The sequence below is a fragment of the Janthinobacterium lividum genome, assembly GCF_011601275.1.
In the GTDB taxonomy this organism is placed as follows: Bacteria; Pseudomonadota; Gammaproteobacteria; order Burkholderiales; family Burkholderiaceae_D; genus Janthinobacterium; species Janthinobacterium lividum_E.
In genome coordinates this window covers 19,117-44,099 of record NZ_JAAOLY010000024.1, presented here as the reverse complement: position 1 = coordinate 44,099, position 24,983 = coordinate 19,117, and the positions used below count along the sequence as shown (strand labels likewise).

Genomic DNA, 24,983 nt, shown 5'->3' with positions numbered 1-24,983 from the left:
GGCAGTAGGTCGGATTAGCGCGTGAGCGCGTAATCCGACAACATGGTTGGCGTATGGTGATGTCGGATTACGCTCCGCTAATCCGACCTACAACGCCAGCAAGACCGCACCCGGCAAGCCCAGCACGGTGCCCAGTACCGTCAGACACACGACATCGCGCCGCTCGCAGCGGGCGCGGTGCGAACTCCAGGCGGCGAACAGCAGCGCGACAGCCACGCCGCTGAGCGAGATTCCCACTTCCGTCATGCCAGCCCTTCCGTCATCGTTTCTTTCTTCATCGTTCCCGTCCTTTTCATTCATTGAACAAGCTACCTACCGGTAGGCAGTAAGTGTACAATAAAAAACAAGGCGGCGTCCATGCCCCGTTTTTTCACGATATGAAGGAAGCGCAATGCAGCAACAAACCACAATCCCCGCCGCCAGTCTCGGGCTGGCGGCCTCCCTGGCCCTCGTGGCCGTGCTCGGCCCGGCCGGCATCGACATGTACCTGGCCTCGATGCCGGCCATGGCGCGCGAGCTGCACACCTCGTATGCGAACGTGCAGCTGAGCCTGACCGTCTTCCTGCTGGCCCTGGGTGGCGGACAACTGCTGTGCGGGCCGCTCACCGACATGCTGGGCCGGCGCCGTCCGCTACTAGCCGGCATCGCCGTCTACATCGTGGCCGCCGTGTGGGCGTCGCAGGCGGATCAGTTGAGCACCCTGCTGCTGGCGCGTACCTTGCAGGGCCTGGGTGCGGCGCTGACCCTGGTCGTGGTGATGAGCATGGTGCGCGACGTGGCCGATGGGGTCAAAGCGGCGCAGCTGTTTGCCCTCCTGATGACCATCGTGGGCCTGGCGCCCGTGCTGGCGCCGGCCGTGGGCGGCATGCTCGATGCTCACTACGGCTGGCGCGCCGTGATGCTGGCCCTGGCCGCGCTGGGTATGTTCACTCTGCTCAATAGCGCGCTTTTCCTGCCGGAAACGCTGCCCCGCGCCCGCCGCGTCTCGCCGCAGGGCATGCACCGCACCTATGCGCGCATCGCACTGGACCGCGCCTTCCTGCTGCCCGCGCTGGCCCTGTCCGCCACTTTCTTTTTCCTGTTTGCGTATATCGGCGGGGCGTCGCTCGTGTACCAGCGCGATTTCGGCTTGTCCGCCAGCAGTTTCGGCCTGGTCTTCGGCGCCACGGGCGTGGCCGTGCTGCTGGGTGCCATGGCCAGCGGCCGGATGGTGGAACAGCATGGCGTGGCGCGCTTGAGCGTGGCGGGCAGTGTGGCCATGCTGGGCGGCGCGGCACTGGCCCTGCTCGGTGCGTGGGCGGGAGCGGGCATCGCCGCCGTCGTGCCGGGCATGTTCGTGGCCCTGTTCGGCCTGGGCATCGCGGAAGCGGCGCTGATGGCCATGGCCATGGGCTCGCAACGCAAAGCGCTCGGTTTCACGGCCGCCCTGCTGGGCGCCATCCAGATGAGCTTGTCGTCCCTGGCCACGCCGCTGGCGGCCAGCCTGTCCGAATGGGGTCCGCTGCCCTGGCTGCTGTTCTTGACCGTGGCCGGCCTGCTGGTATCATGGCTGACCCTGGCCACTGCGCGCGTCCATCCGGCACCCGCCAGCAGCCTGGGAGCGCACTGACGCTTCACCCAACCACTAGCCTCATATGAAGAAACGCTCGGCCTCGGCCGATAACATCTGCGCCGTCGCCGTCGTGCACTTTTCCGAGCACGGCTACGACGCCTCGTCGCTCAGCGACATCGCCGAGCAGGCGGGCATGCGCAAGGCTTCGCTGTACTCGCATTTTGCCGGCAAGGATGCCCTCTTCCTCGACGTCTTTGCCGATGCGCTGGCCGAAGAACAAGCGTTCATGGACAGCTGCTTCGCCGACGAGGCAGCGCTGACGGCGCCCGGCGGCCAGCATGCCGGCGCCCTGTATTGCGACCGCATGGCGCGGCGCTACGCGGAGTCGGCCCATCTGCGCTTCCTGCTGCGCACGGCGTATTTGCCGCCCGCGCCCTTGCGCATCGAAGTCGGCACGGGCTATGAAGCCTTGCTTGCGCAATTGCAGCGGCATTACGTGGCCAGCCTGGGCCGCATGGCGCCTGCCCTGGCGCCGCAGCGCGTCGACCTGTATGCGCAAGCCTACCTGGGCATCGTCGATAGCCTGCACGTGGAGCTCATTTATGCAGGCGGCGCCGCGCTGCAGCAGCGCCATGCGGCTCTGTGGCAAATCCTGTCGGATTCGCTCGCGATGGCACAAACGGCCTGATACGCTATAACGCTATCGACGCTTCGAAAGCACCGGTTTGCCACATTCAAAGCATGAGTAAAAAGCCAGCAAGCGGAACGACGGCAAACAGCACAACAACGCCAAGGCATCCTGATCTGGATCCAGGTCTGGAACCCGCAGGAGAAGTGCCACGCTCACGCTCGCGTGGCGCCCTGGCATGTAGCCATTTGATATGACAGGACTGGCAGAAGAATGTCGTTTTGTTGTTGCGCCAAGCTTCAATCGTTCGATCGGTGTGGCATGCAACCGTGCCGCAACGGGCACATTCGAAATGTGTTTCTTTCGGCAGCTTTTTAGACAAGTGCTTGCCAACAAAGAAGATGACGACAAGGCCGGCGATTACCGCCCCAACGATCACTTCCATAGATATTTGTTTTTCTGTATATGCATAGAGTTTACCGTGACTATTTCAAGCCAAGCAGCGTACTCGAGCATAATGGATTGCCAAGCGGAAAAAATCACACATTGTCACATTACACTTTGGAAACCTAAGATTTCTTCAGTTGACACCTGGTCAGCCCATCCATAAGATGCCCTCATTATTCATTTACGGAGTCCCACGTGGGTACTTGTTCTAGTGACAGTAGCCGATCTTGTATCGGTGATTGCCTCGGCAGCTAAACAGCAAGCAACGCGGAACCCTCTTTCCTCCGTGCCTTGCTGAGCAAGGTGCGGTGTCTCGCGCGGCCAGTCCGGCTGCGCGCCTCCTCCCTCTTTCCGATCGCGACCGGCTACTGACCCGGATTGCCCGCCGGCGTCATGGTTCGCCATGTTGCGTCGGCGGCACGCAAGTCTTGCCTGCGGCTACGCCGCCCGTCAACACCTCGCCGTGAAAGGAAGAGCCATGAATCTCTTCACCCGCTTATTCGAATCGTTCCTGCGCAAGCGCCATACGGCAGGCCATTTCCGCCGCCGCGCCATGCCGCTGGAAAACAGCACGGCCCGTCCCGTGCCCGACCACCTGGCGCGCCAGCTGCTGGCGGCCGCCCATGAAGACCTCGACAGCGCGCTGAACCGCCTGCACACGCGCCTGGAAGGCTTGCGCGATGCCGAGGCGCAAGTCATCGGCGCGCAAACGGGGCCGAACGAAGTCGAGCATGAAAAGCCGCTGGCCTGGTACCAGCACCTGTGGCTGTGCTACAAGAATCCGTTCAACCTGCTGCTCACCGTGCTGGCCATCGTTTCCTACCTGACGGAAGACCCGAAAGCCACCATCGTCATCGGCACCATGGTGATTCTCTCGACCCTGCTGCGCTTCGTGCAGGAAGGCCGCTCGAACCGCGCCGCCGAGCGCCTGAAAGCCATGGTCAGCAACACGGCCACCGTGCTGCGCAATGGCCAGCGGATCGAACTGCCGATCCGCCAGCTGGTGCAGGGCGACCTCATCGTGCTGTCGGCCGGCGACATGATCCCCGCCGATTGCCGTTTGCTGTCCGCGAAAGACCTGTTCGTCAGCCAGGCCGCCATGACGGGCGAATCATTGCCGGTGGAAAAGATGGCCGAACTGGCCGATGGCAATGGCAAAGATCCCATGGACCTGGCCAATCTGCTGTTCATGGGCACCAACGTCATTTCCGGCGCCGCTACGGCCCTGGTCTTGGCGACGGGCAACCGTACGTATTTCGGCACCATCGCCACGCGCGTGACCGCGACCGAACGCACGCCGACGGCGTTTGAAGCGGGCGTCAACAGCGTCAGTTGGCTCTTGATCCGCTTCGCCCTCGTGATGGCGCCGCTCGTATTTCTCATCAATGGGTGGACCAAGGGCGACTGGATGGAAGCGTTCCTGTTCGCCCTGTCCGTGGCCGTGGGCCTGACGCCGGAAATGCTGCCCATGATCGTCACCAGCACCCTGGCCAAGGGCGCCGTAAAACTGTCGAAAAAGAAAGTCGTCGTCAAGCGCCTGGACGCCATCCAGAACTTCGGCGCCATGGATGTGCTGTGCACGGATAAAACTGGCACCTTGACGCAGGACAAGATCGTGCTGGAACGCCATACGGACGTCTTCGGCCAGCCGTCCGATGAAGTGCTGCAATTTGCCTACTTGAACAGCCACTACCAGACGGGCCTGAAAAACCTGCTGGACCGGGCCGTGCTCGACCATGTGGAATTGCAGACGGAAATGCAACTGGCGCGCGATTACGTGAAAGTCGATGAAATCCCGTTCGATTTCGTGCGTCGCCGCATGTCTGTCGTCGTCTCCGAACGCAACGATCACCATGAACTGATCTGCAAGGGCGCCGTCGAGGAAATCCTCGCCGCCTGCAGCCATCTGCGCCTCGGTGGCGTCAGCATTCCGCTCGATCCTGCCCTGCTGGAAAAGGTGCTGGAAACCACGCATGGCCTCAACGCGGAAGGCTTGCGCGTCGTGGCCGTAGCCGTCAAGGAAGTGCCGCCGCATAAAACCGTGTATGGCGTGGCCGATGAAACGGCGCTGACCCTGATCGGCTACGTGGCCTTCCTCGATCCGCCGAAGGAATCGACGGCGCCCGCCCTGCGCGCGCTGGCGGAACACGGCGTCACCGTGAAAGTGTTGACGGGCGACAACCACCTCGTGACGGCGAAGATTTGCCGCGAAGTGGGCCTGGCCGTGCATGGCGTGCTGCAAGGCCCGCAACTGGACGACATGGACGATGCCACCCTGGCCAAGGCGGCCGAAGACAATACCGTGTTTGCCAAGCTCAGCCCGCTGCACAAGGAGCGCCTCGTGCGCGCCCTGCGCGGCAATGGCCATATCGTCGGCTTCATGGGCGACGGCATCAACGACGCGCCCGCCCTGCGCGCGGCCGACATCGGCATTTCCGTCGATTCGGCCGTCGATATCGCCAAGGAAGCGGCCGACATCATCTTGCTGGAAAAGAGCCTGATGGTGCTGGAAGAAGGCGTGCTGGAAGGCCGGCGCACCTTCAGCAACATGCTCAAATACATCCGCATGACGGCCAGCTCGAACTTCGGCAATGTGTTTTCCGTGCTGGTGGCCAGCGCCTTCTTACCGTTTTTACCGATGCTGCCGCTGCACTTGCTGGTGCAAAATCTGCTGTATGACGTGTCGCAGATCGCCATCCCGTTCGACAATGTCGACGCCGAACTGATCCAGCAGCCGCTGAGCTGGAATCCGCGCGACATCGGCCGCTTCATGGTGTTCTTCGGCCCCATCAGCTCGATCTTCGACATCAGCACGTTTATCCTGATGTGGCATGTGTTCGGCGCCAATACGCCCGAGCAGCAGACGCTGTTCCAGTCCGGCTGGTTCGTCGTGGGGCTGCTGACGCAAACCCTGATCGTGCACCTGATCCGCACGCCCAAGCTGCCCTTCATCGACAGCATCGCGTCCGTGCCCCTGCTGGTGGCCACCACCGCCATCATGGCCGTGGGCGTCTTCCTGCCGATGGGACCGCTGGCAACCTACTTCAAGCTGCAAGCGCTGCCGTTGGGCTATTTCCCATGGCTGCTGGGCATTCTCGTCTGCTACACGGTGCTGACGACGTTCATGAAACGCGTGTATCTGCGCAAATTCGGCTGGCAATAGTATGATGAGCCGCTCTTTCTCCTCACAAAGGCACGCATGAGCGGCTCCCCCCTTTCCAGACGTAAGCTCGCCCTGCTGCTGTCGGGTCTCGTGTTTCCCGGCAGCGGGCATTTTGTATTGAAACGCAAGGCGCGCGGCTGCCTCTTCCTCGTGCCGGCCCTGATCGCGCTCGTGATCGTATTGCGCCAGATCATGGCACGTTTGGACCAGGTAATGGCACAGATCGACAGCGGCGCCCTGCCCCTCGACGTGCAGCTGATCGTGGAAAAAGTCGATGCGCTGTCCGCCAATGACGGCCCGGCCATGACAGTGGCCGTGGGCGTCCTGGTGGCGTGCTGGATAGCCAGCCTCATCGACACCTTCCTGATCAAGCCATGACGGAAGAAGCAGCGGCGCGAAAACTGCGCAAGGAAGCCAAGATGCAGGCGCGCCGCGCGCAGCTGGCGCTCAGCCGCCAGGACCACGGCGGTCCGCTGGCCTGGCGCGGCTGGTTCGACGGTTCAGCCCATCCGAACCCGGGCAAGCTGGGCATAGGCGCCCTACTGCTGGGGCCGAATGGCGAACGCATCGAAGTGAGCGAGGCGGCCGGGTATGGCAGCAGCAGCGACGCGGAATATGCGGCCCTGACGGCCTTGCTGCAGGCGGCACTCAAGATGCGTCCGCCGCCTGTGCAACTGCTGCTGTACGGCGACAGCCAGGTGGTGATCAATGACGTGCTGGGAACAACGCCGATGGGCGCCAAGGGACTGGAAACGCAGAGGGCCACCGTAGTGGCCCTGCTGGAACAATTCACTGACGTGAGCTTGCGCTGGTTGCCGCGCCACAGGAATGGCGAGGCGGACCGGCTATCGCAGTTGGCGATCGCCAGCTGGCTGGAAAAAGATTAAGCGGCGCGGCCAATTTGCAAGGTAACCTTGGCTTCCTTGCCTGCCGGACGTTTTACCCCCTTCAAACCGCTGACGCTGGCCTGCTGCCCGTTCAGTTTAAAGACGCTGACGACCTGCGCCAGGTTATGCGCCTGGTGCTGCATCGATTCGGCGGCCGCCGCCGACTCTTCCACCAGCGCCGCATTTTGCTGTGTCACGGCATCCATCTGGCCGATGGCGCGGTTGATCTCGTCGATGCCCACGCTTTGCTCGCTGCTGGCCGCCGTGATTTCCGTGATGATGTCGCTCACGCGCTGCACGCTGTCGACGATGTCGTTCATGGTCGAACCGGCTTGCGCCACCAGCATGCTGCCCGCATTGACTTGCTCGACCGACGCGCCGATCAGGGTCTTGATCTCCTTCGCTGCGCTGGCCGAACGCTGGGCCAGGTTGCGCACTTCGGAGGCGACAACGGCAAAGCCGCGGCCCTGCTCGCCCGCACGCGCCGCTTCCACGGCCGCGTTCAGGGCCAGGATATTCGTCTGGAAGGCGATGCCATCGATGACGGAAATGATGTCGACGATCTTGTTCGACGAGGCGTTGATCGATTCCATCGTGCCCACCACCTGCGCCACGACTTCGCCGCCCTTGACGGCCACTTGCGCGGCCGACGCCGCCAACTGGTTCGCCTGGCGCGCATTGTCCGCATTCTGCTTCACGGTGCTGGTCAGTTCTTCCATCGACGACGCCGTTTCTTCCAGCGAACCTGCCTGCTCTTCCGTGCGGGACGACAAGTCCTGGTTACCGGCGGCAATTTGCGTCGACGAGGTCGCGATGCTGTCCGTGCCCGTACGTACTTCGCTGACGATGTTAAGCAGGCTCGTATTCATGTCCTTCAACGCTTGCAGCAATTGCCCCGTTTCATCCTTGGCGCTGGCGTCGATCTGCGCCGTCAAGTCGCCATCGGCCACCTTGCGGGCAATGTCCACGGCTGTGCGCAGGGGGCGCACGATGCCCATCGTCAACAACCAGGCGCAGACCACGCCAAAGCCCAGCGCCAGCACGGCCAGGGTCAGCAGCAGGTTGCGGCTCGTCTTGGCGACCTCGTCGATCTCGCGCGCCGTCGTGTCGATGCTGGCGCGCTGGTGCTGCAGCATGTCGTTGACCACTTTCAAGTATTTCGTCGAACCGGGCACGAAGACGCCCTTGAAAGCTTGCTCCGCTTCCGCTTCCTGCCCATCCGCCTTCAGCTTCGACACTTGCGCGCGCGAATCGAGGTAGACCTTGCGCTGTTCGCTCACGAGGCGAAACAGTTCCTTTTCTTCCGGACTGGAAATCAAGGCTTCGATTTTCTTTTGCAATTCGCCCGAGACCACCGACGATTGCTTGGCTTCTTCCGCAAAATACGCGCCCAGTGTCGTATCGCTGCTGCGCGCGATGGCCGTCGTGCGGCGCACGCCGCTATCGATTTTCGCGTACCAGTCGGAAATATAGCGTTCCTTCGCCAGCGGCAATTCCATCATGTTGCGCGTGGCCATGGCCACGTCATGCAAGCGCCACACGCTGATGCCCGTGATAAGCATGGAAAACAGCAAAATCACGGCAAAACCCAGGCCGAGGCGCACACCAATACTGACGTTTCTTAACAAATTCATGTGAATATCCTAAAAAAGCGGAACCAGACTATATAAAAGGGTTGCGGCTGCTCGGGGCAGCCGCGGCTGCCATCAGCGTGTGCCGATGCGCAAGGCGGTTTGCGGCGCCGCCGGGCGTTTGGGCGCCAGCTGGCCGTTCAATTTAAAGACGCTGACGACCTGCGCCAGGTTGTGCGCCTGGTGCTGCATCGATTCGGCGGCCGCCGCCGACTCTTCCACCAAGGCCGCATTTTGCTGTGTCACGGCATCCATCTGGCCGATGGCGCGGTTGATCTCGTCGATGCCCACGCTTTGCTCGCTGCTGGCCGCCGTAATTTCCGTGATGATGTCGCTCACGCGCTGCACGCTGTCGACGATGTCGTTCATGGTCGAACCGGCTTGCGCCACCAGCATGCTGCCCGCATTGACTTGCTCGACCGAGGCGCCGATCAGGGTCTTGATCTCCTTCGCTGCCGAAGCGGAACGCTGGGCCAGGTTGCGCACTTCGGAGGCGACGACGGCAAAGCCGCGGCCCTGCTCGCCCGCGCGCGCCGCTTCCACGGCCGCGTTCAGGGCCAGGATATTCGTCTGGAAGGCGATGCCATCGATGACGGAAATGATGTCGACGATCTTGTTCGACGAGGCGTTGATCGATTCCATCGTGCCCACCACCTGCGCCACGACTTCGCCGCCCTTGACGGCCACTTGCGCCGCCGACGCCGCCAACTGGTTGGCCTGGCGCGCATTGTCCGCATTCTGCTTCACGGTGCTGGTCAGTTCTTCCATCGACGACGCCGTTTCTTCCAGCGAACCCGCTTGCTCTTCCGTGCGGGAAGACAGGTCCTGGTTGCCGGCGGCAATCTGCGTCGAGGACGTCGCGATGCTGTCCGTGCCGCTGCGTACTTCGCCGACGATGTTGAGCAGGCTCGTGTTCATGTCCTTCAACGCTTGCAGCAATTGCCCGGTTTCATCCTTGGCGCTGGCGTCGATCTGCGCCGTCAAGTCGCCATCGGCCACCTTGCGAGCGATTTCCACGGCCGTGCGCAGGGGACGCACGATGCCCATCGTCAAGACCCAGGCGCAGATGACGCCAAAAGCCAGCGCCAGCGCGGCCAGCACCAGCATCAGGTTGCGGCTGGTATTGGCGACGGCGTCGATCTCGCGCGCCGTCGTGTCGATGCTGGCGCGCTGGTGTTCCAGCAAGTCCAGCACCATCTTCTGGTACTTGGCGGCGGCCGGCACGAAGGTCTTTTCAAACACCTCGTTGGCAGCATCGACCTGTGCTTCACCCTTCAGCTTGTAGACCTGGTCGCGCGAACTGATGTACACCTTGCGCTGTTCCAGCAAGCCCGCGAACATGGCTTTTTCTTCCGGCTTGTCGATCAGCGCCTCGATTTTCTTTTGCAGTTCGGCAGAGCTGGACGACGAGACTTTCGATTCTTCGGCGAAATAGCCGCTGAGCGAGGTATCGCTGCTGCGGGCAATGGCGATGGTGCGGCGCACGGCGCTGTCGATACGGCCATACCAGTCGGAAATATAGCGTTCCTTGGCCAGCGGCTGCTCCATCATGACGCGCGTGGCGCTGGCCACGTCGTGCAGGCGCCAGACGCTGATGCCCGTAATGAGCATGGAAAACAGCAAGATCACGGCAAAACCGAGTCCGAGGCGGACACCGATGCTGACGTTGCGTAATACATTCATGTGACTATCCTAAAAAGCCCCGACGCCAGCATGCCGAACGGCTGATGGCATCCCTTTGGCGCGCATTGGCTGGCTGCGGTATCAAAGCGGGCGTGAAAAAGTGAAACCAAAGTGAAACTGGCGCACGGTTCGGCTGAACCGTGCGCCAGGAAAGGCGCTAGCGTGCGCCTTGTACAAAAAGCAAACAATGCTTGGGGTCAATTATTTCCGATAAACTTGGCCTGCTGGCCAGCAGCAAGACGACTTAAGCGGCTAGTTTTTCGATCAAGCCCATGTCGGCGCTGGACATCAGCTGGTCGATATCGACCAGGATCAGCATGCGCTCGTCGATGGTGCCCAGGCCAATCACGTATTCCGTGTTGATCGAACGGCCCATGTCCGGCGCCGGCTTGATCTGTTCCGGCATCAGGGTGGTGACGTCTGAGACACGGTCGACGACCATGCCAACGACGCGGTTGCCAATGTTGAGGATGATGACGACGGTAAACTGGTCATAGCTGGGCGTGCCCAGATTGAACTTGATGCGCATGTCGACGATGGGCACGATGATGCCGCGCAGGTTGACCACGCCCTTGACGAACTCGGGCGCATTGGCGATGCGGGTCGGCGTTTCATAGCTGCGGATTTCGCTGACTTTCTGAATGTCGATGCCATATTCTTCCTGGCCCAGGGTAAAGGCCAGGTATTCGGCAGCCTTGGCAACGGTTGTGCCAGTGTCGCTGGAATTGGTGTTCATGATAATCCTTTCGTTAACTCGCCTGGGGCGCAGGCCAGGACGCGCTGCATGCAAGCCCTGGATGTGACGCCAAGCACGATGGAATGGCTGCCACTTGTATGTTTTTGCAAATACTTTCTCGCAATTAGCTTATGCTTCTAATTTCCGTGCGGCAATGTTACCCCATGTAAATTTTACATGCACTAAAAAAGAGCATTCGTCTGACTGGCGCTTTTCAAAAATACAATTTATGTGGCAAATACGGCACGCCGAAGTGCCGGGCGTCCCGCCACAGGCGGCGGCGTTTTATGCCACACTGACGGCCCCTGCTTTTTACAACGTTGAACCATGCATTCTTTGCTTTCCCAATGGCAGCCGCGCCTGCTGGCGCTGGCCACGGCCGGCCTGGGCGATGACAGCGCCCACGACATCAACCATCTGCACCGTGTCTGGCGCAACGCCAGCGTCCTGCTGCAGGACCACGCGCAGGCCGACGCCCTCACGGTGATGGCCGCCTGCTATCTGCACGACCTGGTCAACTTGCCGAAAAACCACCCCGAGCGCCACCTGGCCTCGCGCCAGGCGGCGGCGCTGGCTTGCCGCCAGCTGGCCGAACTGGATTTTCCGGCAGAAAAATTGGCCGGCGTGGCCCACGCCATCGAGACGCACAGTTTTTCCGCCAACCTGACGCCGCACACGATCGAAGCGCAAATCGTGCAAGATGCCGACCGCATCGACGCGCTGGGCGCCGTGGGACTGGCGCGCCTGTTCTATACGGCCGCGCGCATGGATAGCGCGCTGGCGCATGGCAGCGACCCGCTGGCCGCGCATCGCCCGCTCGACGACAAGGCCTACGCACTCGACCATATCGTCACCAAGCTCGACAAGTTACCCGGCAAGATGCAGACGGCGGCGGGCCGCGCGCTGGCTGAACAACGGCTGGCCGTGCTGACGGATTTCCGCGCCGCCTTTGCGGACGAATGGGGAGGCGGCGCATAAACCTGGTGGCGATAGCCAGCAGCGCGCATGCTGTCTATAATGCAAGGCTCAGCTATCGCGCCGCGCGCCAGCAGAACACTGCAGGACGCCGGCGCAATACCAACGCGCCGAAAGCATGCATGTCCGATAAAACCAGCCCCGACAGTCATTCCCCGTCCTCGCCCGCCGCGCCCGCGCGCGCCGGCAATCTCAATTTCATCCTCGTCTGCGTCTTCATCGATATGCTGGGCATCGGCCTGGTGGTGCCCGTGCTGCCCATCCTGATCGGCAACTTTGTCGACGGCAAGGATGCCCAGGCATTCTGGTACGGCATCATGGCTGCCCTCTTCGGCTTGCTGCAATTCATTTTCATGCCCATGCTGGGCGCCATCAGCGACCGCGTGGGACGCCGTCCTGTACTGCTGTATTCGATGGCCGGCATGGGCATCAACTTTCTCGCCACAGGCTGGGCGCCGAACCTGGCCTGCCTGTTCATCGGCAGGGTCATCGGCGGCGTCTCGTCGGCCAGCATGTCGGTCGCGTCCGCCTACGCCTCCGACGTTTCCACGCCCGACAACCGGGCCAAGAGCTTCGGCAAGATCGGTGCCGCCTTCGGCCTGGGCTTCATTTGCGGCCCCATGCTGGGCGGCCTGCTGGGCGAAATCGATCTGCGCCTGCCGTTTTACGTGGCGGCAGGCCTGTCGACGGCCAATTTCATCTACGGCTATTTCTGCGTGCCCGAATCGCTGCAGCCGGGTCCGCGCGCACCGTTTACCCTGGCGCGCATCAATCCGTTTGCCGCCCTGCTGAAACTGGTGCGCCGCGTGGAAATCCGCGGCCTGGTGCTGGCCTTCGGCCTGATGACGTTTGCGCAAATGATGCTCAATACAACGTGGGTGCTGTACACGCACTTCCGCTTCGACTGGACGCCGCGCCAGAACGGCATCGCCCTGTTCTGCGTGGGCCTGTGCGCGGCCGTCGTGCAGGCGGGCTTGCTGGGCATACTCATCAAACGCTTTGGCGAAGTGCGTTTATCCCTGCTGGGCATGGCCTCGGGCGCCCTCACCTATCTGCTGTACGGGCTGGCGACGCAGGGCTGGATGATGTATGCGCTGATCCTGTGCAACTTGCTGGCCTTTGCCGCCGGCCCGGCCCTACAAGGCATCATCTCGAAGTCATCGAACGCCGGCGAACAGGGAGAACTGATGGGTTCACTGCAATCGATCAGCAGCCTGGGCATCATCATCATGCCTTTGCTCGGCAGCATGATCCTCGGTGAAGTGAGCCATTTGCCGCCGCAGGACTGGCGCATCGGCAGCACCTTCTACCTGTGCGCCATCATGCAAACCCTGGGCATCGTGGTGGCCTGGCGCTACTTCAAGGCACAACGCCAGGCAAGACTGATGGTTTCCATCACAAAGTAGCCGGCGGCATAATATTGCATTTGAGAAATAAATAGGCGAGAATGGGATAATCAGCGGGGCGTTACCGACGCCCTGCATTCGATGGCAAGCAAGGATGGGTATGACTGACTTTTATTCCAGCGCCTGGCGCCGAACCATGGCCATACTGGCGCTGGCGCTGCCGTCCCTGGCCGGCGCGCAATGCTCGCGCGACATCCAGGTGCCCGTCTCCGCCATCGGCGCCAGCGTGGTGATCAATGGCGCCAGCATCGGCGGCATCTATCCCGACTTGCTGCGCAGCATGGGCGCCAAGCTCGGCTGCAATTTCATCTTCACGGCAGTGCCGCGCGCGCGCCTGGAAGCGATGTTCGAGGCGGGCAAGGCCGATATGCTGATACCCGCCAGCAGCACGCCGCGGCGCGACCAGCATGGCCTGTTCATTCCCCTGATGGGCAACCGTCCCCTGCTGATCTCGCTGCAAGGCGCGCGCGCGCCCATCAATACCATGCAGGAACTGATCGAGCGGCGCGAACTGCGCGTGGCGCTCGTGCGCGGCTACGACTATGGCGTGTCTTACCAGGCGCTGGCGAAGGAACTGAGCAGCCAGGGACGCCTGTTCTACGAAGTCGACGCGCTCTCCGTGGCGCGCCTGATGCAAAGCGGCTTCATCGACGCCACCATCATGAGTCCCACCATCCTGGCCGGCGTGGCGCAAAACGATGCGCGCGTTTATGGCCTGGCCGACCGCCTGCGCCTGGAAGCCTTGCCGGAATTGCCGTGGGGTATGAGCGGCGCCTACCTGTCGCGCAAGTCGCTGACGGCGGAAGACCAGGCCACCTTGCGCGAACTGCTGGAAAAAGCAGGCCGCTCGGGCACCCTGATGGAGGGTTTCCAGCGCCATCACCGCCAGGAACTGTTGTCGCAGAGCATACGCCCTCGCTAAGGCCCGCATGTCCGGTTTCGTCGTCTCCGTCGTCCTGTTTGCCGCCCTGCTGCACGCCAGCTGGAACGCCATCGTCAAGTCGGGCAAGGATACCTTTCTCAGCACAGTGCTCGTCTCCGTCGGCGCGGCCCTGATCTCGCTGGCCGTGCTGCCCTTCGTCGATGCTCCCGCACCCGCCAGCTGGCCCTATCTGGCCGCCTCGGCCGTGGCGCAGCTGGCCTATTATTCTCTGCTGGCGGCCGCCTACAAGGCCGGCGACATGAGCCATGCCTACCCCCTGATGCGCGGCAGCGCGCCGCTCATCGTGGCGCTGGCCAGCTGGCCGCTGATCGGCGAGCGCCTGTCCGCCATGCAGATGGGCGCTGTCGCCTGCATCTGCGCGGGCATCCTTGGCCTGTATGTTGCCGCGCGCCAGCGCGCCACGCCTGGCACCACGAAACAAACAGGGCGCGCCACCGCCTTTGCGCTGGGCAACGCCTGCGTCATCGCCAGCTATACCCTGATCGACGGCATCGGCGTACGCCTGTCCGGCGCGCCAGCCGCCTACACCATGTGGATTTTTGTCTTGAACGGTACGGGGCTGCTGCTGTGGACGGCGTTGCGCCGCCCCGCCGACTTGCTTGCCTATGCGCAAACGCAATGGCGCCTGGCCGCCTTTGGCGGTTTCGGCACCCTCGCTTCGTATGGCCTGGCCCTGTGGGCCATGACGCAGGCGCCCGTGGCCGCCATCGCGGCCCTGCGCGAAACGTCGATTTTGTTCGCCATCGCCATTGCGGCCCTGTTCCTGCGCGAAAAAATCAGCCCCCGCCGCTACCTGGCCATAGCCCTGATCGCAGCGGGCGCCATCCTCATGCGGGCCGGCTAGCGGGCGTCGAGCGGCGCAATCGGCAACTCGATCGCGCTGGCCGCCCCTGCCGCGTGGTACACGCGCTGCGTCGCCTTTTTATAATCGCCAGGCTGGGCCAGGAAGATGTTCGGCACGAAGGTTTGCGGGTTGCGGTCGTACAGCGGGAACCAGCTCGACTGCACTTGCACGGCGATGCGATGGCCGGGCAGGAAGACGTGATTGGCGTTCGGCAAGGCGAAACGGTAGCGTTCGACCTTGCCGGCTGGAATGGCAGTCGGGTGCTCGAAGCTGTCGCGGTAGCGGCCACGGAAGATATCCATCGCCACGCCCAATTGATAGCCGCCCATGGCCGGCTGCGACGGCACTTCGTCCGGATACACATCGATCAGCTTGACCACCCAGTCGGCATCCGTGCCGCTGGTGGCGGCGAACAGGTTCACCATCGGTGCGCCGGCGATGCGCACGGCCGTCTTCAACGGTTCGGAAACATAACTGAGCACATCCGTGCGGTCCGTATAGCCGCGCTGGTCGCTGACCAGCCAGGGTTTCCACTGATCGCCATCGCCGAGGCGCACGGGACGCGCCACGAACGGCACAGGCTTGGCCGGATCGGCCACGTATTCATCGAACGCGCCGCTGGCGGCAACAGCCGCCGTTGGCGCTGGCGCAAAGCCCAGCTTGTAACCATCCTGCAGGTAGATCGGCGTGAGCTTCGTGTCGCACGTTTCGCAAGCCAGCGGCCACTGCTGCAGGCGCTGCCACTGGTTCGTGCCGCTCTGGTACGACACCACGGGCGCCGTGTTCGCTTCCGGCGCGCCATCCTTCAGGTATTGATTGAGGAATGGCTGCATGACTTTTTCGCGGAACTGGCGCGCCGTATCGCCGTCAAATTTCAGGGCGCCCAGGGTCGAACCTTCATAGTTGACGCCGCTATGACGCCACGGCCCCACCGCCAGGTAATTGAGATTGTTGCGCTTGTCGCGCCCTTCCATCGCCGCGTAGGTGGCATAGGCGCCATAGATGTCTTCCTGGTCCCACTGTCCTACCACGTGCATGGTGGGCACGATCAGCGGACGCTTGGCGAGGATCTTGTCGAGCGCCTGTTCCTGCCAGTAACTGTCGTAGGCCGGGTGCTCGAACAGCTTTTTCGTGTACGTCAGCTTGTCGATGCCGAATTTCTTCGCGTAGTCGCCAGCCGAGCCGATGCGCAGATACGCTTCGTAATCGTCGTAGACGCCCAGCACGGGCGATTCGGCGCTGCCGCGCACGCTCGTCTGCCACGCCAGGTAAGACAAACTCGGCATGCGGAAGGCGCCGTTATGGAACCAGTCGTCGCCGCGCCAGCCATCGACCATGGCGCTCATGGGAATGGCCACCTTCAGCGCCGGATGCGGGTCGACCAGGGCCATCAGCACCGTATGCCCTTCGTACGAGGAGCCCAGCATGCCTACCTTGCCATTACTTTCCGGAATATTCTTCGACAGCCAGTCGATGGTGTCCCACGCATCGGTGACGTTATCGACTTTGGTATTGTTAAGCGGGCCGCGCACGGGACGCGTCATGACGTAATCGCCTTCGGAGCCATGCTTGCCGCGCACGTCCTGGAACACGCGGATGTAACCATTTTCCACCAGGGTATCGTCGCCCTGCGGCAAGGTGGCCAGCATGCTGGCGCTGGTGGCGCGCTGGGCCCGGCGGGCCGCGTTGTACGGCGTGCGCGTGAGCATGATGGGCGCCCGTTTGGCGTCTTTCGGCACGACGATCACCGTGTACAGCTTGACGCCGTCGCGCATGGGAATCATCACCACGCGTTTGACGTAATCATTAACATCGGGCATGACCAGCTTGGCGCCGATATCGGGCGCCATCGGCGGCGTTTGCGCCAGCACGGGTGCGGCAAACAAGGAACTGATAACCAAGGCCAGGCCGGTGAGCCGGACGGGGGACGACACGCGCATACTGTTCTCCAATGGATTCATGCCACGCAAAAGTGGCCGAACGGCAATAATACCCGGAAAGCAAGTTACGCAGTAGGCCAGTCTCTGACGCAGCGCAGCAGATAAATCGGGGCGCAACTTGACAGAACGCGCCCGAACTGCAACCATAACGCCATGAAATTTATCCCGTCACAACACGCCTGCTTGAATTGGTGGTCCCGCTCACTTTCGCGCGGCCACTGCATAGTGATGTGAATTTGATCCACGCCGCCTCGATCGGTGGCGTAACAGGCTCAGCCTGGATCATCCCCGATGCAGGCGGCTCAAAAGGAAACTTGATGAGCTTGCCTAACACCCCAGATACCCAAGACCAGAACGACGCACCGGCGGCACCGTTGTCGGCCGCCGCCATCGCTGCGCAATCCGTGATCCTGACGGGCGACCGCCCGACCGGTCCCTTGCACCTGGGCCACTACGTGGGCAGTTTGCGCGACCGCGTCAGCTACCAGAACAGCTACAAGCAATTCATCATGCTGGCCGACGCGCAGGCGCTGACGGACAATATGGAAGACATCGACAAGGTGCACCGCAATGTCGTCGAAGTGGCGCTCGACTACCTGGCCGTCGGCATCGATCCGAGCAAGACTACTGTGTTCATCCAGTCGCAGATTCCCGAGCTGGCCGAGCTGACCTTCTATTACCTGAACATCGTTACCGTGGCGCGCCTCGAGCGCAACCCCACCGTCAAGGAAGAAATCCGTTTGCGCGGCTTCGAGCGCGACATTCCAGCGGGCTTCCTGACCTACCCTGCCAGTCAGGCGGCCGACATCACGGCCTTCAAGGCCGGCGTGGTGCCTGTGGGCGAAGACCAGATCCCGATGATCGAGCAAACGAATGAAATCGTGCGCCGCTTCAACCGCATGTACAACCGCGAAGTATTGATGGAATGCAAGGCGCTGGTACCGGACATCGGCCGCCTGCCCGGCATCGACGGCAAGGCGAAGATGAGCAAGTCGCTGGGCAACACCATCAACCTGGGCGCGACCTCGGCCGAAATCACGGCCGCCGTGAAAAAAGTCTACACCGACCCGCTGCACCTGCGCGTGGAAGACCCGGGCCACCTGGAAGGCAATATCGCGTTTACCTATCTGGACGCGTTTGACCCGGAAAAAGCGGCGCTGGCCGAAATGAAGGCCCATTACGTGCGTGGCGGCCTGGGCGACAGCATCGTCAAGAAGCGCCTGGACGTGGTCTTGCAGGAAATGCTGGCGCCGATCCGTGCCCGCCGCGAAGAGTTCGCCAAGGACAAGGGGCAAGTCATCCAGATGCTGAAAGAAGGCACGTTCCGCGCACGCGAAGTGGCGGCCCGCACGGCCGATGAAGTCAAGTCGGCGCTGGGCCTCAACTACTTCTGATCACAGACAGTAATAGCAAACTGATGCGCTCAGGCGGAGTCGGGTAAAATCCCGCTTCCGCCTGGGCGCGATGCATTTGTGTCACCGTGGCACCAGCAATCCGTAGAGAAGACAACGCGCCATGACCGATACCCCTATCGAACAGCTGCTGCAGCAGCATTTTTCCATCGATGCGCTGCAACAGGCACCCGCGCCCCTGCAGCAGGCGCTGCGCATGCTGGGCGGCTGGCTGGCCGCCGAACGCGACACGGCCTATCCGCACACCCCGTATGCGGAACTGCTGAAGCAACTGTCCGACACCAGCCTGCCCGCACACGGCATGGCCGTGGCGGATTTCCTGCAAGAACTCGACACCACCGTGCTGGCCAATACGGCCCAGCTGAACCACCCGCAATACATCGGCCACATGACGCAGGCCCTGCCGTGGATCAGCGTGCTGGCCGAAGCGTTTACAGCCACCCTGAACCAGAACCAGGTCAAGATCGAGACGGCGTACGTGTCGACCCTGATCGAAAAACAGATCCTCGGCTGGCTGCACCGCCAGGTCTACCAGCAGCCCGATCATGTCTACACGCAAGCGATGGCTGCCACCAGCGGCGCGCTGGGCAATGTCGTCAATGGCGGCACCATGGGCAATTTGACGGCCCTGGCCGTGGCGCTGGAGCAGCAACTGCCCGGTACGCGCAAGCGGGGACTGTTTGCCGCCATGCAGGATTCGGGCTACGCGGGGCTGGCCGTGATCGGCTCGGCCCGCAGCCATTATTCCATCAAGAAAGCATTGGCGACTTTGGGCCTCGGTGAAAACGCCTTGCGCCTGGTGGCCGTCGACCGCGACAACCGCATCGACGTGGCCGCGCTGGAAGACACGATCGCCGATTTAAAACTGCGCAGGATCAAGGTCGTCGCCATGATAGGCATTGCCGGCACGACGGAAACGGGCGCCATCGACCCGCTGGCCGCCATGGCGGCCATTGCCGCGCGAGAAAGCATCTGGTTCCATGTGGATGCGGCCTGGGGCGGCGCCCTCCTGATCGCGGAACATTACCGCGCGCTGTACGACGGCATCGCCCTGGCCGACTCCGTCGTCATCGACGGGCACAAGCTGCTATGGGTGCCGATGGCGCAAAGCATGGTGCTGTTCAAGGATAGCGCCAGCCTGAACTTGCTGAAGCACAACGCCAACTACATCTTGCGCGACAACTCGGGCGACCTGGGCCAGACGTCGCTGGAAGGCTCGCGCCGCTTTGACGCCTTGAAACTGTGGACCTCGTTCAAGGTGCTCGGTGTGTCCGGCTACACGACCTTGCTGCAGCAGGCGGCCACCCTGTCCGGCCAGTTGCAGGATTTGCTGGCCGACCAGCAGGATTTCGAACTCGTCACACGCTCGGACACCTTCATTCTGACCTACCGCTACGTGCCCGCGCACCTGCATCAGCGCATGGAGGCCTTGCTGGCCGGCGGCCAGGTGGAGGCCGCTGCCGAACTGAACAAGCAGCTGAACACGCTCAACGCCAAGCTGCAAAACCGGCAAAAGGCGCAAGGCCACAGCTTCGTATCGCGCACGGTACTGGAATCGACGCGCTACCCTGGCCCCACCAATGTGCTGCGCGTAGTCATGACCAACGTCAGGACCCGCCCCCGCCACCTGCGCGCCATCCTGGCCGAACAGCGGGCCATCGGCCAGGCGCTGGTGGCGGAACTGGGCTTGTAAGGAACTACCCACCCATCAGCCTTGACTGGATGCACGATGCGCCGGCTTGCCCCTCTTCGCGATTTATTTCTGCACCTGGTCAAATGGCTGCTGATCGCCGCTGCTGTGGCCGTGCTGGCCGGCACGGCTTCGGCCGGATTCCTGCATGCCCTCGACTGGGCAACCGCTACGCGCCTGGCCCACGCCTGGCTGATCTGGCTGCTGCCCGTGGCCGGCTTTGTGGTCGGCTGGCTGTATTTGCGCTACGGCAGCAGTGTCGAAGGCGGCGCGAACCTGCTCATCGATGAAATCCACGATCCGAAAACAGTCATCCCCTTGCGCATGGCGCCGCTGGTGCTGGGCGGCACTGTCATCTCGCATCTGTTTGGCTCCTCCGTCGGGCGCGAAGGCACGGCCGTGCAAATGGGCGGTGCGCTGGCCGACCAGCTGACCCGCATGTTTCGCCTGAACAATGAAGACCGCCGCATCATCCTGATGGCCGGCATCAGCGCTGGCTTTGCCTCCGTCTTCGGCACGCCGCTGGCAGGCGCCATCTTTGGCCTGGAAGTGCTGGCCATCGGCCGCTTGCGCTACGAAGCCATGCTGCCCTGCCTGGCTGCTGCCGTCATCGCCGACCAAGTGGGCTTGCTGTGGGGAGTCCACCATACGCATTACGCCGTGCCGTTGATCCCCGCCCTCTCCGCCTGGACCTTGTGCGCCATGGTGCTCGCCGGCGTGCTGTTCGGCGTGACGGGCAAACTGTTTGCGCAAGCAACGCACGGCTTGAACGGCCTGATGAAGCGCTGGATCGGCTACGCGCCGCTGCGCCCGCTTGTGGGCGGCCTCGTCGTTGCCATTGCCGTGTGGCTGATCGGCACGGACAAGTATATCGGCCTGGGCATCCCCACCATCGTCGATGCACTGAAGGAACCCTTGCCCGCATACGACTTCCTCGGCAAAATGGCGTTTACCATTGTTTCATTGGGAACGGGTTTCAAGGGTGGCGAAGTAACGCCATTATTCTTCATCGGCGCGACCCTGGGCAATGCGCTGGGCCCGCTGCTGCACCAGCCCGTCACCCTGCTGGCCGCCATCGGTTTCGTTGCCGTGTTTGCGGGCGCGGCCAACACGCCGATCGCGTCGACCCTGATGGCCATGGAACTGTTCGGCGCCGAGATCGGAGTCTACGCGGCCATCGCCTGCGTCGTGGCCTATCTGTTTTCCGGCCACGCGGGTATTTACCGGGCGCAACGCAGCGGGCATGCCAAGCGCACGCCCCGCAAGGACATCGACGCATGACACAGTATATCTAGACCGGCGCGCCATGCTGCCTGAGCTAGAAGGCAAAAGTGTGCTCGACCTGGGCTGCGGCTATGAACAGCCGCCGCTGCTGGAGGATATGGCCTGCCCTGATTGCGCCGTCAGCTGACCACATTACGCGTAAATCGCAAGGTGGACTCGCCCGCATTCACGTAGGCATACGCTTGCGCGCTGCTGAAGACGAAAAAATCGCCCGTGGCCAGTTGCCTGGTTTCCGCCGCCAGCACGAGCTGCAACAGTCCTTCCAGCACGTAGAGCATTTCGCTGAAACCCGCCGGATCAGGCTCGGCATCGTAGCGCTCGCCCGGCGCCAGGCTCCACGACCACAGTTCCACCTGGCGGCTGGCGGGGGCCGCGCCCAGCAGCACGGCCTGGCTGGCCTGCGACGCGCTTTGCCACATCAGCACGCGCAGGCTGTCGTGCGGCTGCTGCGGCGGCTGGACCAGATCGACAAAGGCCACGTTCAAGGCGGCCGCCACATGGTCGAGGTTGGCCAGGCTGATATTGGTGCTGCCCGCCTCGACGCCATTGACCATGCGCCGGCTCAGGCCTGAGCTGCGCGCCAGTTCTTCCTGGCTGAGGCCAGCGGCAAGGCGCAAGCGCCGCAGATTGGTGGCCAGGTGTGCCAGCACGCCACCGGCCTCGGCTTGACTGCGCAATATATTGCTCCTATGATGATGGGAAATATTTTGCTCATAGCATAGCGCCCCATGAAAACACACGCAAGTCCCCCGCCCGCCTTTGGCCTGCCCGAACTGGCCCTGATCGCCATCACCTTCATTTGGGGAGGCACTTTTCTCGTCGTACAACATGCGGTGACGGTCAGCGGCCCGCTGGCCTTCGTGGCCGCCCGCTTTGCCGTGGCCGCCAGTATCGGCGCCCTGATTTGCCGGGGCCAGTTGCGCCATCTGAGCAAGGCCGAATTGCTGACGGGCATGGCCATCGGCGTGAGCATCTTTGGCGGCTACGCGCTGCAAACCTATGGCTTGATGCATATTTCCAGCAGCAAGTCCGCCTTCATCACGGCCTTCTATGTGCCCATCGTGCCGCTGGTACAATGGCTGGCCTTCAAGCAGCGGCCCCACCCTGCCGTATGGGCGGCCGTCGTGCTGGCGTTCGTCGGCTTGCTGCTGCTTACCGGCACGGACGGCTTGAGCATGGCCTTCGGCACGGGCGAGCTGATCACGGCCGTGGGCGCTATCGCGATTGCGCTGGAAATCATCCTCATCAGTCGCGTTTCGCCGCAACTGAACATCCTGCGCGTAACCATCGTGCAGCTGGCGACGGCATCATTGATCGCCCTGCTGCTGATGCCCGTCATGGGCGAAGCGCCGCCAGTGCTCGGCAAGACTTTCATCCTCAGCGTATTGGCGCTGGGCTGCGCCAGCGCACTGATCCAATATGTGATGAACTGGGCGCAAAAGCGCATTTCCGCCACCAAGGCCACCTTGATCTATGCGGGCGAACCCGTGTGGGCTGGCGTCATCGGACGTATCGCTGGCGAGCGCCTGCCGGCCCTGGCCATCGTGGGCGCGATACTGATCATCTGTGCGGGCATCCTCAGCGAGTGGCGGCCCAAGCGCCTGCGTGCCGATGGCAAGGCCATCATGCCATCGGATTAAGCCTCGGTACGCCGCAGCGCCAGCGGCACGGCCCTGGCCCAGCGGTTCGAGGACAGGGAAAACGTCAGCGCCCGCACCTGGTGGTACCAGCCGGCGGGCACGTACAGCATGTCGCCCGGCTCGACGATGCATTCGATCATGGTGGCCTGGCGCGCCAGGGGGAAACGCTCGAAATCGGGCGCTTCCGGGTCGAAAGGCGAGCCGAACAGGATGGCGTTCGCTTCGCTCGGGTAAAGAAAAGCGTCATGGTGCGGCGGCGATAAGAAGATGCGCTTGCGGCCCCACACTTGCGCAAAGATATTGTCGTCGTAATCGCAATGCAAAGGCGTCACCGTGCCGGCCGGCCCCACCCAAAAGCGCGGCGGACCCATCTTGTCGAAATACGTGGGCCAGTGGCACAGGCGGTTCAGTTCGCGCAATTCCAGGTTGCCCAGGTAAGGCGGCAGCGCGTACTTGCCCTCTGCCACCAGGTCCAGGTATTGCCCCATCGACATATCCTGCATGGCGCGGTCGGCCGCAAACGCCGTGTTGATGTAATCGCCCACCCGCGCGCGCACGGGCACGTGGCTGAACTGCTCGCGCAAGACATCGGGCAGCAACTGGGATAAGGGCCAGCGCTGCACCAGCCCGCGCATCAGGAATGGCAGGCCCAGCGCGGCGCGAGCGCGGAAGGCGGCCGCGTCCAGCATGGCCAGGCGCGGCACCTCGGTGATGGTGGGCAAGTCACGCGCCGCCTGCTTGATGGCCTCGCGCATGGCGTTGATAGAGGTAACACCGCGCACCTGCGCATCCTTGGCTTCGCGCGCCTGCTTGCGCGCCAGGGCCGCTTCGGGCGAACTAAATTCTGATGGCGGCCTGGGCGGCAGCGCGCGCGGCAATACGGGGGCTGCCGCAAGCGGAAGCGGTTCTTTTTTTTCTGCAGACATAGACCTTCTTTGCGATCAGGCGTCGCGCGCCATGGCGCGACCGTGCGCTATTTTAAGCCAGCAAGGCCCGTTTCAGCATATCGGCCTGCTCGCCTGCCTGGCGCGCCTTGGCTGCATACTCGCTGGCCGTGCCCGGATGCAGCCAGGCCTGGGCCTTGGCTGCCAGGCTCTGGTACAGCTTTTCTTTTTCCTGCAGCGCCCTGACGGCGGCCCACATGGCATCTTCCGCCTTTTCATGCTGCAACTCGCCGAGCGTCTGCGCCGTGAAACTGTGGCCCGTATGGCAGCGAAAACGCTGCGGCTTCTGGCCATGCAGCTCCCACAATGTGCCCTGGCATTCGGGACAGGTGAACGTCGATGGCGTGGCAATTTTTTCCAGTTGGTCCATATTCCCCACTCCCCGGGCAAAACGGTTTTCCACGGCGATCCACTGGGGCGCGGGTGGCAAGGGCAGCGCGGCGCTGGCCGGCGCCGGCGTGCCGCTGGCCAGCGCCAGCAGGGCCGGGCCGATCTCGGCGCACGGCAGGCGCCAATCCACCCCGGCATATTCAATTGCGCTTTGCGGCATCGACGGTGCCACCGCCTCCTGCGGCTCCTGCACCAATGCCTTGCCGCCGCAGGCCTTGATGGCCTGCAAGCCTGCCGTGCCATCGTCGAGGTAGCCGCTGAGGATGACGCCCACTACCTTCGGTCCAAAAGCGGCGGCGGCACTGCGAAACAGGGGGTCGATGGCGGGACGCGTATGGTTTTCCTTCGGTCCCCGGGTCAGCTCGACCGTCGCTTGGCCGGCCAGGTTGGCAACGAGCATGTGACGGTCGGGCGGCGCGAGCAGGATGCGTCCCGCGCGCACGGGTTCGCGCTCTTCTGCAAAGCGCACGGGCAAGGCGGAGGTCTTGCCGAGGATCTCGGGCAGCACGCTGTTGCGCGCCCCCACGTGCATGACGGCCAGGATCGCCGCGGGAAAATTCGCCGGCAAGGCGGCAAAGATGGCGGACAGTGCGCTCACGCCGCCCACCGAGGCCCCCATGACGATCAGCGTTTCCATGCCTGCCCCTTTGCGCAACGTCCAGGAACACATTCTGCTGCGCCCTGCGACACGACTCCGTGCGCCGACTAACACAGTCCCCTAATCTAACGACACCTGACAAAACCATAGCGAGCGGCAGTGATTTGTGGCTAAGAAGCGCAACCGTACT

At 62.8% G+C, this 24,983-nt stretch carries 22 protein-coding genes; 13 read left to right on the top strand and 9 right to left on the bottom strand.

Annotation, left to right across the window (positions count from 1 at the left end):
* Positions 1-87: 87 nt before the first annotated feature.
* A complete protein-coding gene (locus GYK42_RS26040; RefSeq protein WP_160309306.1) occupies positions 88-246 on the bottom strand; it encodes a hypothetical protein in 159 nt (52 codons plus the stop codon).
* Positions 247-391: 145 nt separating this feature from the next.
* On the opposite strand from GYK42_RS26040, the gene GYK42_RS26035 reads away from it, so the two are divergent.
* Both GYK42_RS26035 and GYK42_RS26030 read left to right on the top strand, forming a co-directional pair.
* Positions 392-1,609, top strand: coding sequence for a Bcr/CflA family efflux MFS transporter (locus tag GYK42_RS26035; RefSeq protein ID WP_166449854.1), 1,218 nt, complete (start codon positions 392-394; stop codon positions 1,607-1,609).
* 25 nt (positions 1,610-1,634) lie between these two features.
* Entirely contained in the window at positions 1,635-2,240 is a 606-nt protein-coding gene (locus GYK42_RS26030; RefSeq protein ID WP_166449853.1) for a TetR/AcrR family transcriptional regulator, read from the top strand.
* Between the two features lie 46 nt (positions 2,241-2,286).
* Here GYK42_RS26030 and GYK42_RS26025 read toward each other — a convergent pair whose 3' ends face one another.
* The gene (locus tag GYK42_RS26025) at positions 2,287-2,625 is read right to left on the bottom strand and encodes a hypothetical protein (RefSeq protein WP_166449852.1); all 339 of its coding nucleotides are present in this window, start codon (positions 2,623-2,625) and stop codon (positions 2,287-2,289) included.
* 480 nt (positions 2,626-3,105) lie between these two features.
* Here GYK42_RS26025 and mgtA point away from each other — a divergent pair, with 480 nt between their 5' ends.
* Genes mgtA through GYK42_RS26010 form a run of 3 tightly spaced genes read left to right on the top strand, consistent with a single transcriptional unit; the run spans position 3,106 to position 6,677 of the window.
* Positions 3,106-5,790, top strand: coding sequence for a magnesium-translocating P-type ATPase (gene mgtA / locus GYK42_RS26020; RefSeq protein WP_166449851.1), 2,685 nt, complete (start codon positions 3,106-3,108; stop codon positions 5,788-5,790).
* A gap of 36 nt (positions 5,791-5,826) precedes the next feature.
* Positions 5,827-6,168, top strand: a complete 342-nt coding sequence (locus GYK42_RS26015; protein ID WP_166449850.1) for a hypothetical protein — start codon at positions 5,827-5,829, stop codon at positions 6,166-6,168.
* Positions 6,165-6,677 (top strand): ribonuclease HI family protein, encoded by a 513-nt coding sequence (locus tag GYK42_RS26010; RefSeq protein WP_166449849.1) that lies wholly within the window; start codon positions 6,165-6,167, stop codon positions 6,675-6,677. The genes GYK42_RS26015 and GYK42_RS26010 overlap by 4 nt, the downstream gene beginning before the upstream one ends.
* Here the strand turns inward: GYK42_RS26010 and GYK42_RS26005 are convergent.
* From GYK42_RS26005 to GYK42_RS25995, 3 genes are all read right to left on the bottom strand, one after another.
* The gene (locus GYK42_RS26005) at positions 6,674-8,311 is read right to left on the bottom strand and encodes a methyl-accepting chemotaxis protein (protein ID WP_166449848.1); all 1,638 of its coding nucleotides are present in this window, start codon (positions 8,309-8,311) and stop codon (positions 6,674-6,676) included. The genes GYK42_RS26010 and GYK42_RS26005 overlap by 4 nt on opposite strands.
* Positions 8,312-8,383: 72 nt before the next feature.
* A complete protein-coding gene (locus GYK42_RS26000) occupies positions 8,384-9,991 on the bottom strand; it encodes a methyl-accepting chemotaxis protein (protein WP_166449847.1) in 1,608 nt (535 codons plus the stop codon).
* A gap of 244 nt (positions 9,992-10,235) precedes the next feature.
* Positions 10,236-10,727 carry a chemotaxis protein CheW gene (locus GYK42_RS25995; protein ID WP_166449846.1) on the bottom strand — a complete coding sequence of 164 codons (492 nt, stop codon included), beginning with the start codon at positions 10,725-10,727 and terminating at the stop codon, positions 10,236-10,238.
* 327 nt (positions 10,728-11,054) lie between these two features.
* Between GYK42_RS25995 and GYK42_RS25990 the strand changes: the two genes are divergently transcribed.
* The 4 genes from GYK42_RS25990 (at position 11,055) to GYK42_RS25975 (ending at position 14,895) form a co-directional block, all read left to right on the top strand.
* Entirely contained in the window at positions 11,055-11,705 is a 651-nt protein-coding gene (locus tag GYK42_RS25990; protein WP_166449845.1) for an HD domain-containing protein, read from the top strand.
* A gap of 119 nt (positions 11,706-11,824) precedes the next feature.
* A complete protein-coding gene (locus GYK42_RS25985) occupies positions 11,825-13,108 on the top strand; it encodes a TCR/Tet family MFS transporter (RefSeq protein ID WP_166449844.1) in 1,284 nt (427 codons plus the stop codon).
* A gap of 100 nt (positions 13,109-13,208) precedes the next feature.
* Positions 13,209-14,030: a substrate-binding periplasmic protein gene (locus tag GYK42_RS25980; RefSeq protein WP_166449843.1), complete on the top strand. Its 822-nt coding sequence runs from the start codon at positions 13,209-13,211 to the stop codon at positions 14,028-14,030.
* 7 nt (positions 14,031-14,037) lie between these two features.
* A complete protein-coding gene (locus tag GYK42_RS25975; protein WP_166449842.1) occupies positions 14,038-14,895 on the top strand; it encodes a DMT family transporter in 858 nt (285 codons plus the stop codon).
* Here GYK42_RS25975 and GYK42_RS25970 read toward each other — a convergent pair.
* On the bottom strand, positions 14,892-16,835 hold the full coding sequence (locus GYK42_RS25970; RefSeq protein ID WP_166449841.1) for a CocE/NonD family hydrolase: 1,944 nt from the start codon (positions 16,833-16,835) through the stop codon (positions 14,892-14,894). The genes GYK42_RS25975 and GYK42_RS25970 overlap by 4 nt on opposite strands.
* Positions 16,836-17,152: 317 nt before the next feature.
* On the opposite strand from GYK42_RS25970, the gene trpS reads away from it, so the two are divergent.
* The 3 genes from trpS (at position 17,153) to GYK42_RS25955 (ending at position 21,218) form a co-directional block, all read left to right on the top strand.
* The gene (gene trpS, locus GYK42_RS25965) at positions 17,153-18,229 is read left to right on the top strand and encodes a tryptophan--tRNA ligase (RefSeq protein WP_240943831.1); all 1,077 of its coding nucleotides are present in this window, start codon (positions 17,153-17,155) and stop codon (positions 18,227-18,229) included.
* Between the two features lie 121 nt (positions 18,230-18,350).
* Positions 18,351-19,940: a pyridoxal-dependent decarboxylase gene (locus GYK42_RS25960; RefSeq protein ID WP_166449840.1), complete on the top strand. Its 1,590-nt coding sequence runs from the start codon at positions 18,351-18,353 to the stop codon at positions 19,938-19,940.
* A gap of 36 nt (positions 19,941-19,976) precedes the next feature.
* Entirely contained in the window at positions 19,977-21,218 is a 1,242-nt protein-coding gene (locus tag GYK42_RS25955) for a voltage-gated chloride channel family protein (RefSeq protein ID WP_166449839.1), read from the top strand.
* A gap of 122 nt (positions 21,219-21,340) precedes the next feature.
* Here GYK42_RS25955 and GYK42_RS25950 read toward each other — a convergent pair whose 3' ends face one another.
* The gene (locus GYK42_RS25950; RefSeq protein ID WP_205711564.1) at positions 21,341-21,898 is read right to left on the bottom strand and encodes a helix-turn-helix domain-containing protein; all 558 of its coding nucleotides are present in this window, start codon (positions 21,896-21,898) and stop codon (positions 21,341-21,343) included.
* A 51-nt stretch (positions 21,899-21,949) separates the two neighbouring features.
* Between GYK42_RS25950 and GYK42_RS25945 the strand changes: the two genes are divergently transcribed.
* Positions 21,950-22,861, top strand: a complete 912-nt coding sequence (locus GYK42_RS25945; RefSeq protein ID WP_166449838.1) for a DMT family transporter — start codon at positions 21,950-21,952, stop codon at positions 22,859-22,861.
* On the opposite strand, the gene GYK42_RS25940 is transcribed toward GYK42_RS25945, so the two are convergent.
* Both GYK42_RS25940 and GYK42_RS25935 read right to left on the bottom strand, forming a co-directional pair.
* Positions 22,858-23,787 carry a cupin-like domain-containing protein gene (locus GYK42_RS25940; protein ID WP_166449837.1) on the bottom strand — a complete coding sequence of 310 codons (930 nt, stop codon included), beginning with the start codon at positions 23,785-23,787 and terminating at the stop codon, positions 22,858-22,860. The two genes, GYK42_RS25945 and GYK42_RS25940, sit on opposite strands and share 4 nt — an antisense overlap.
* A 52-nt stretch (positions 23,788-23,839) precedes the next feature.
* Entirely contained in the window at positions 23,840-24,832 is a 993-nt protein-coding gene (locus tag GYK42_RS25935) for a chemotaxis protein CheB (protein ID WP_166449836.1), read from the bottom strand.
* Positions 24,833-24,983 lie beyond the last annotated feature (151 nt).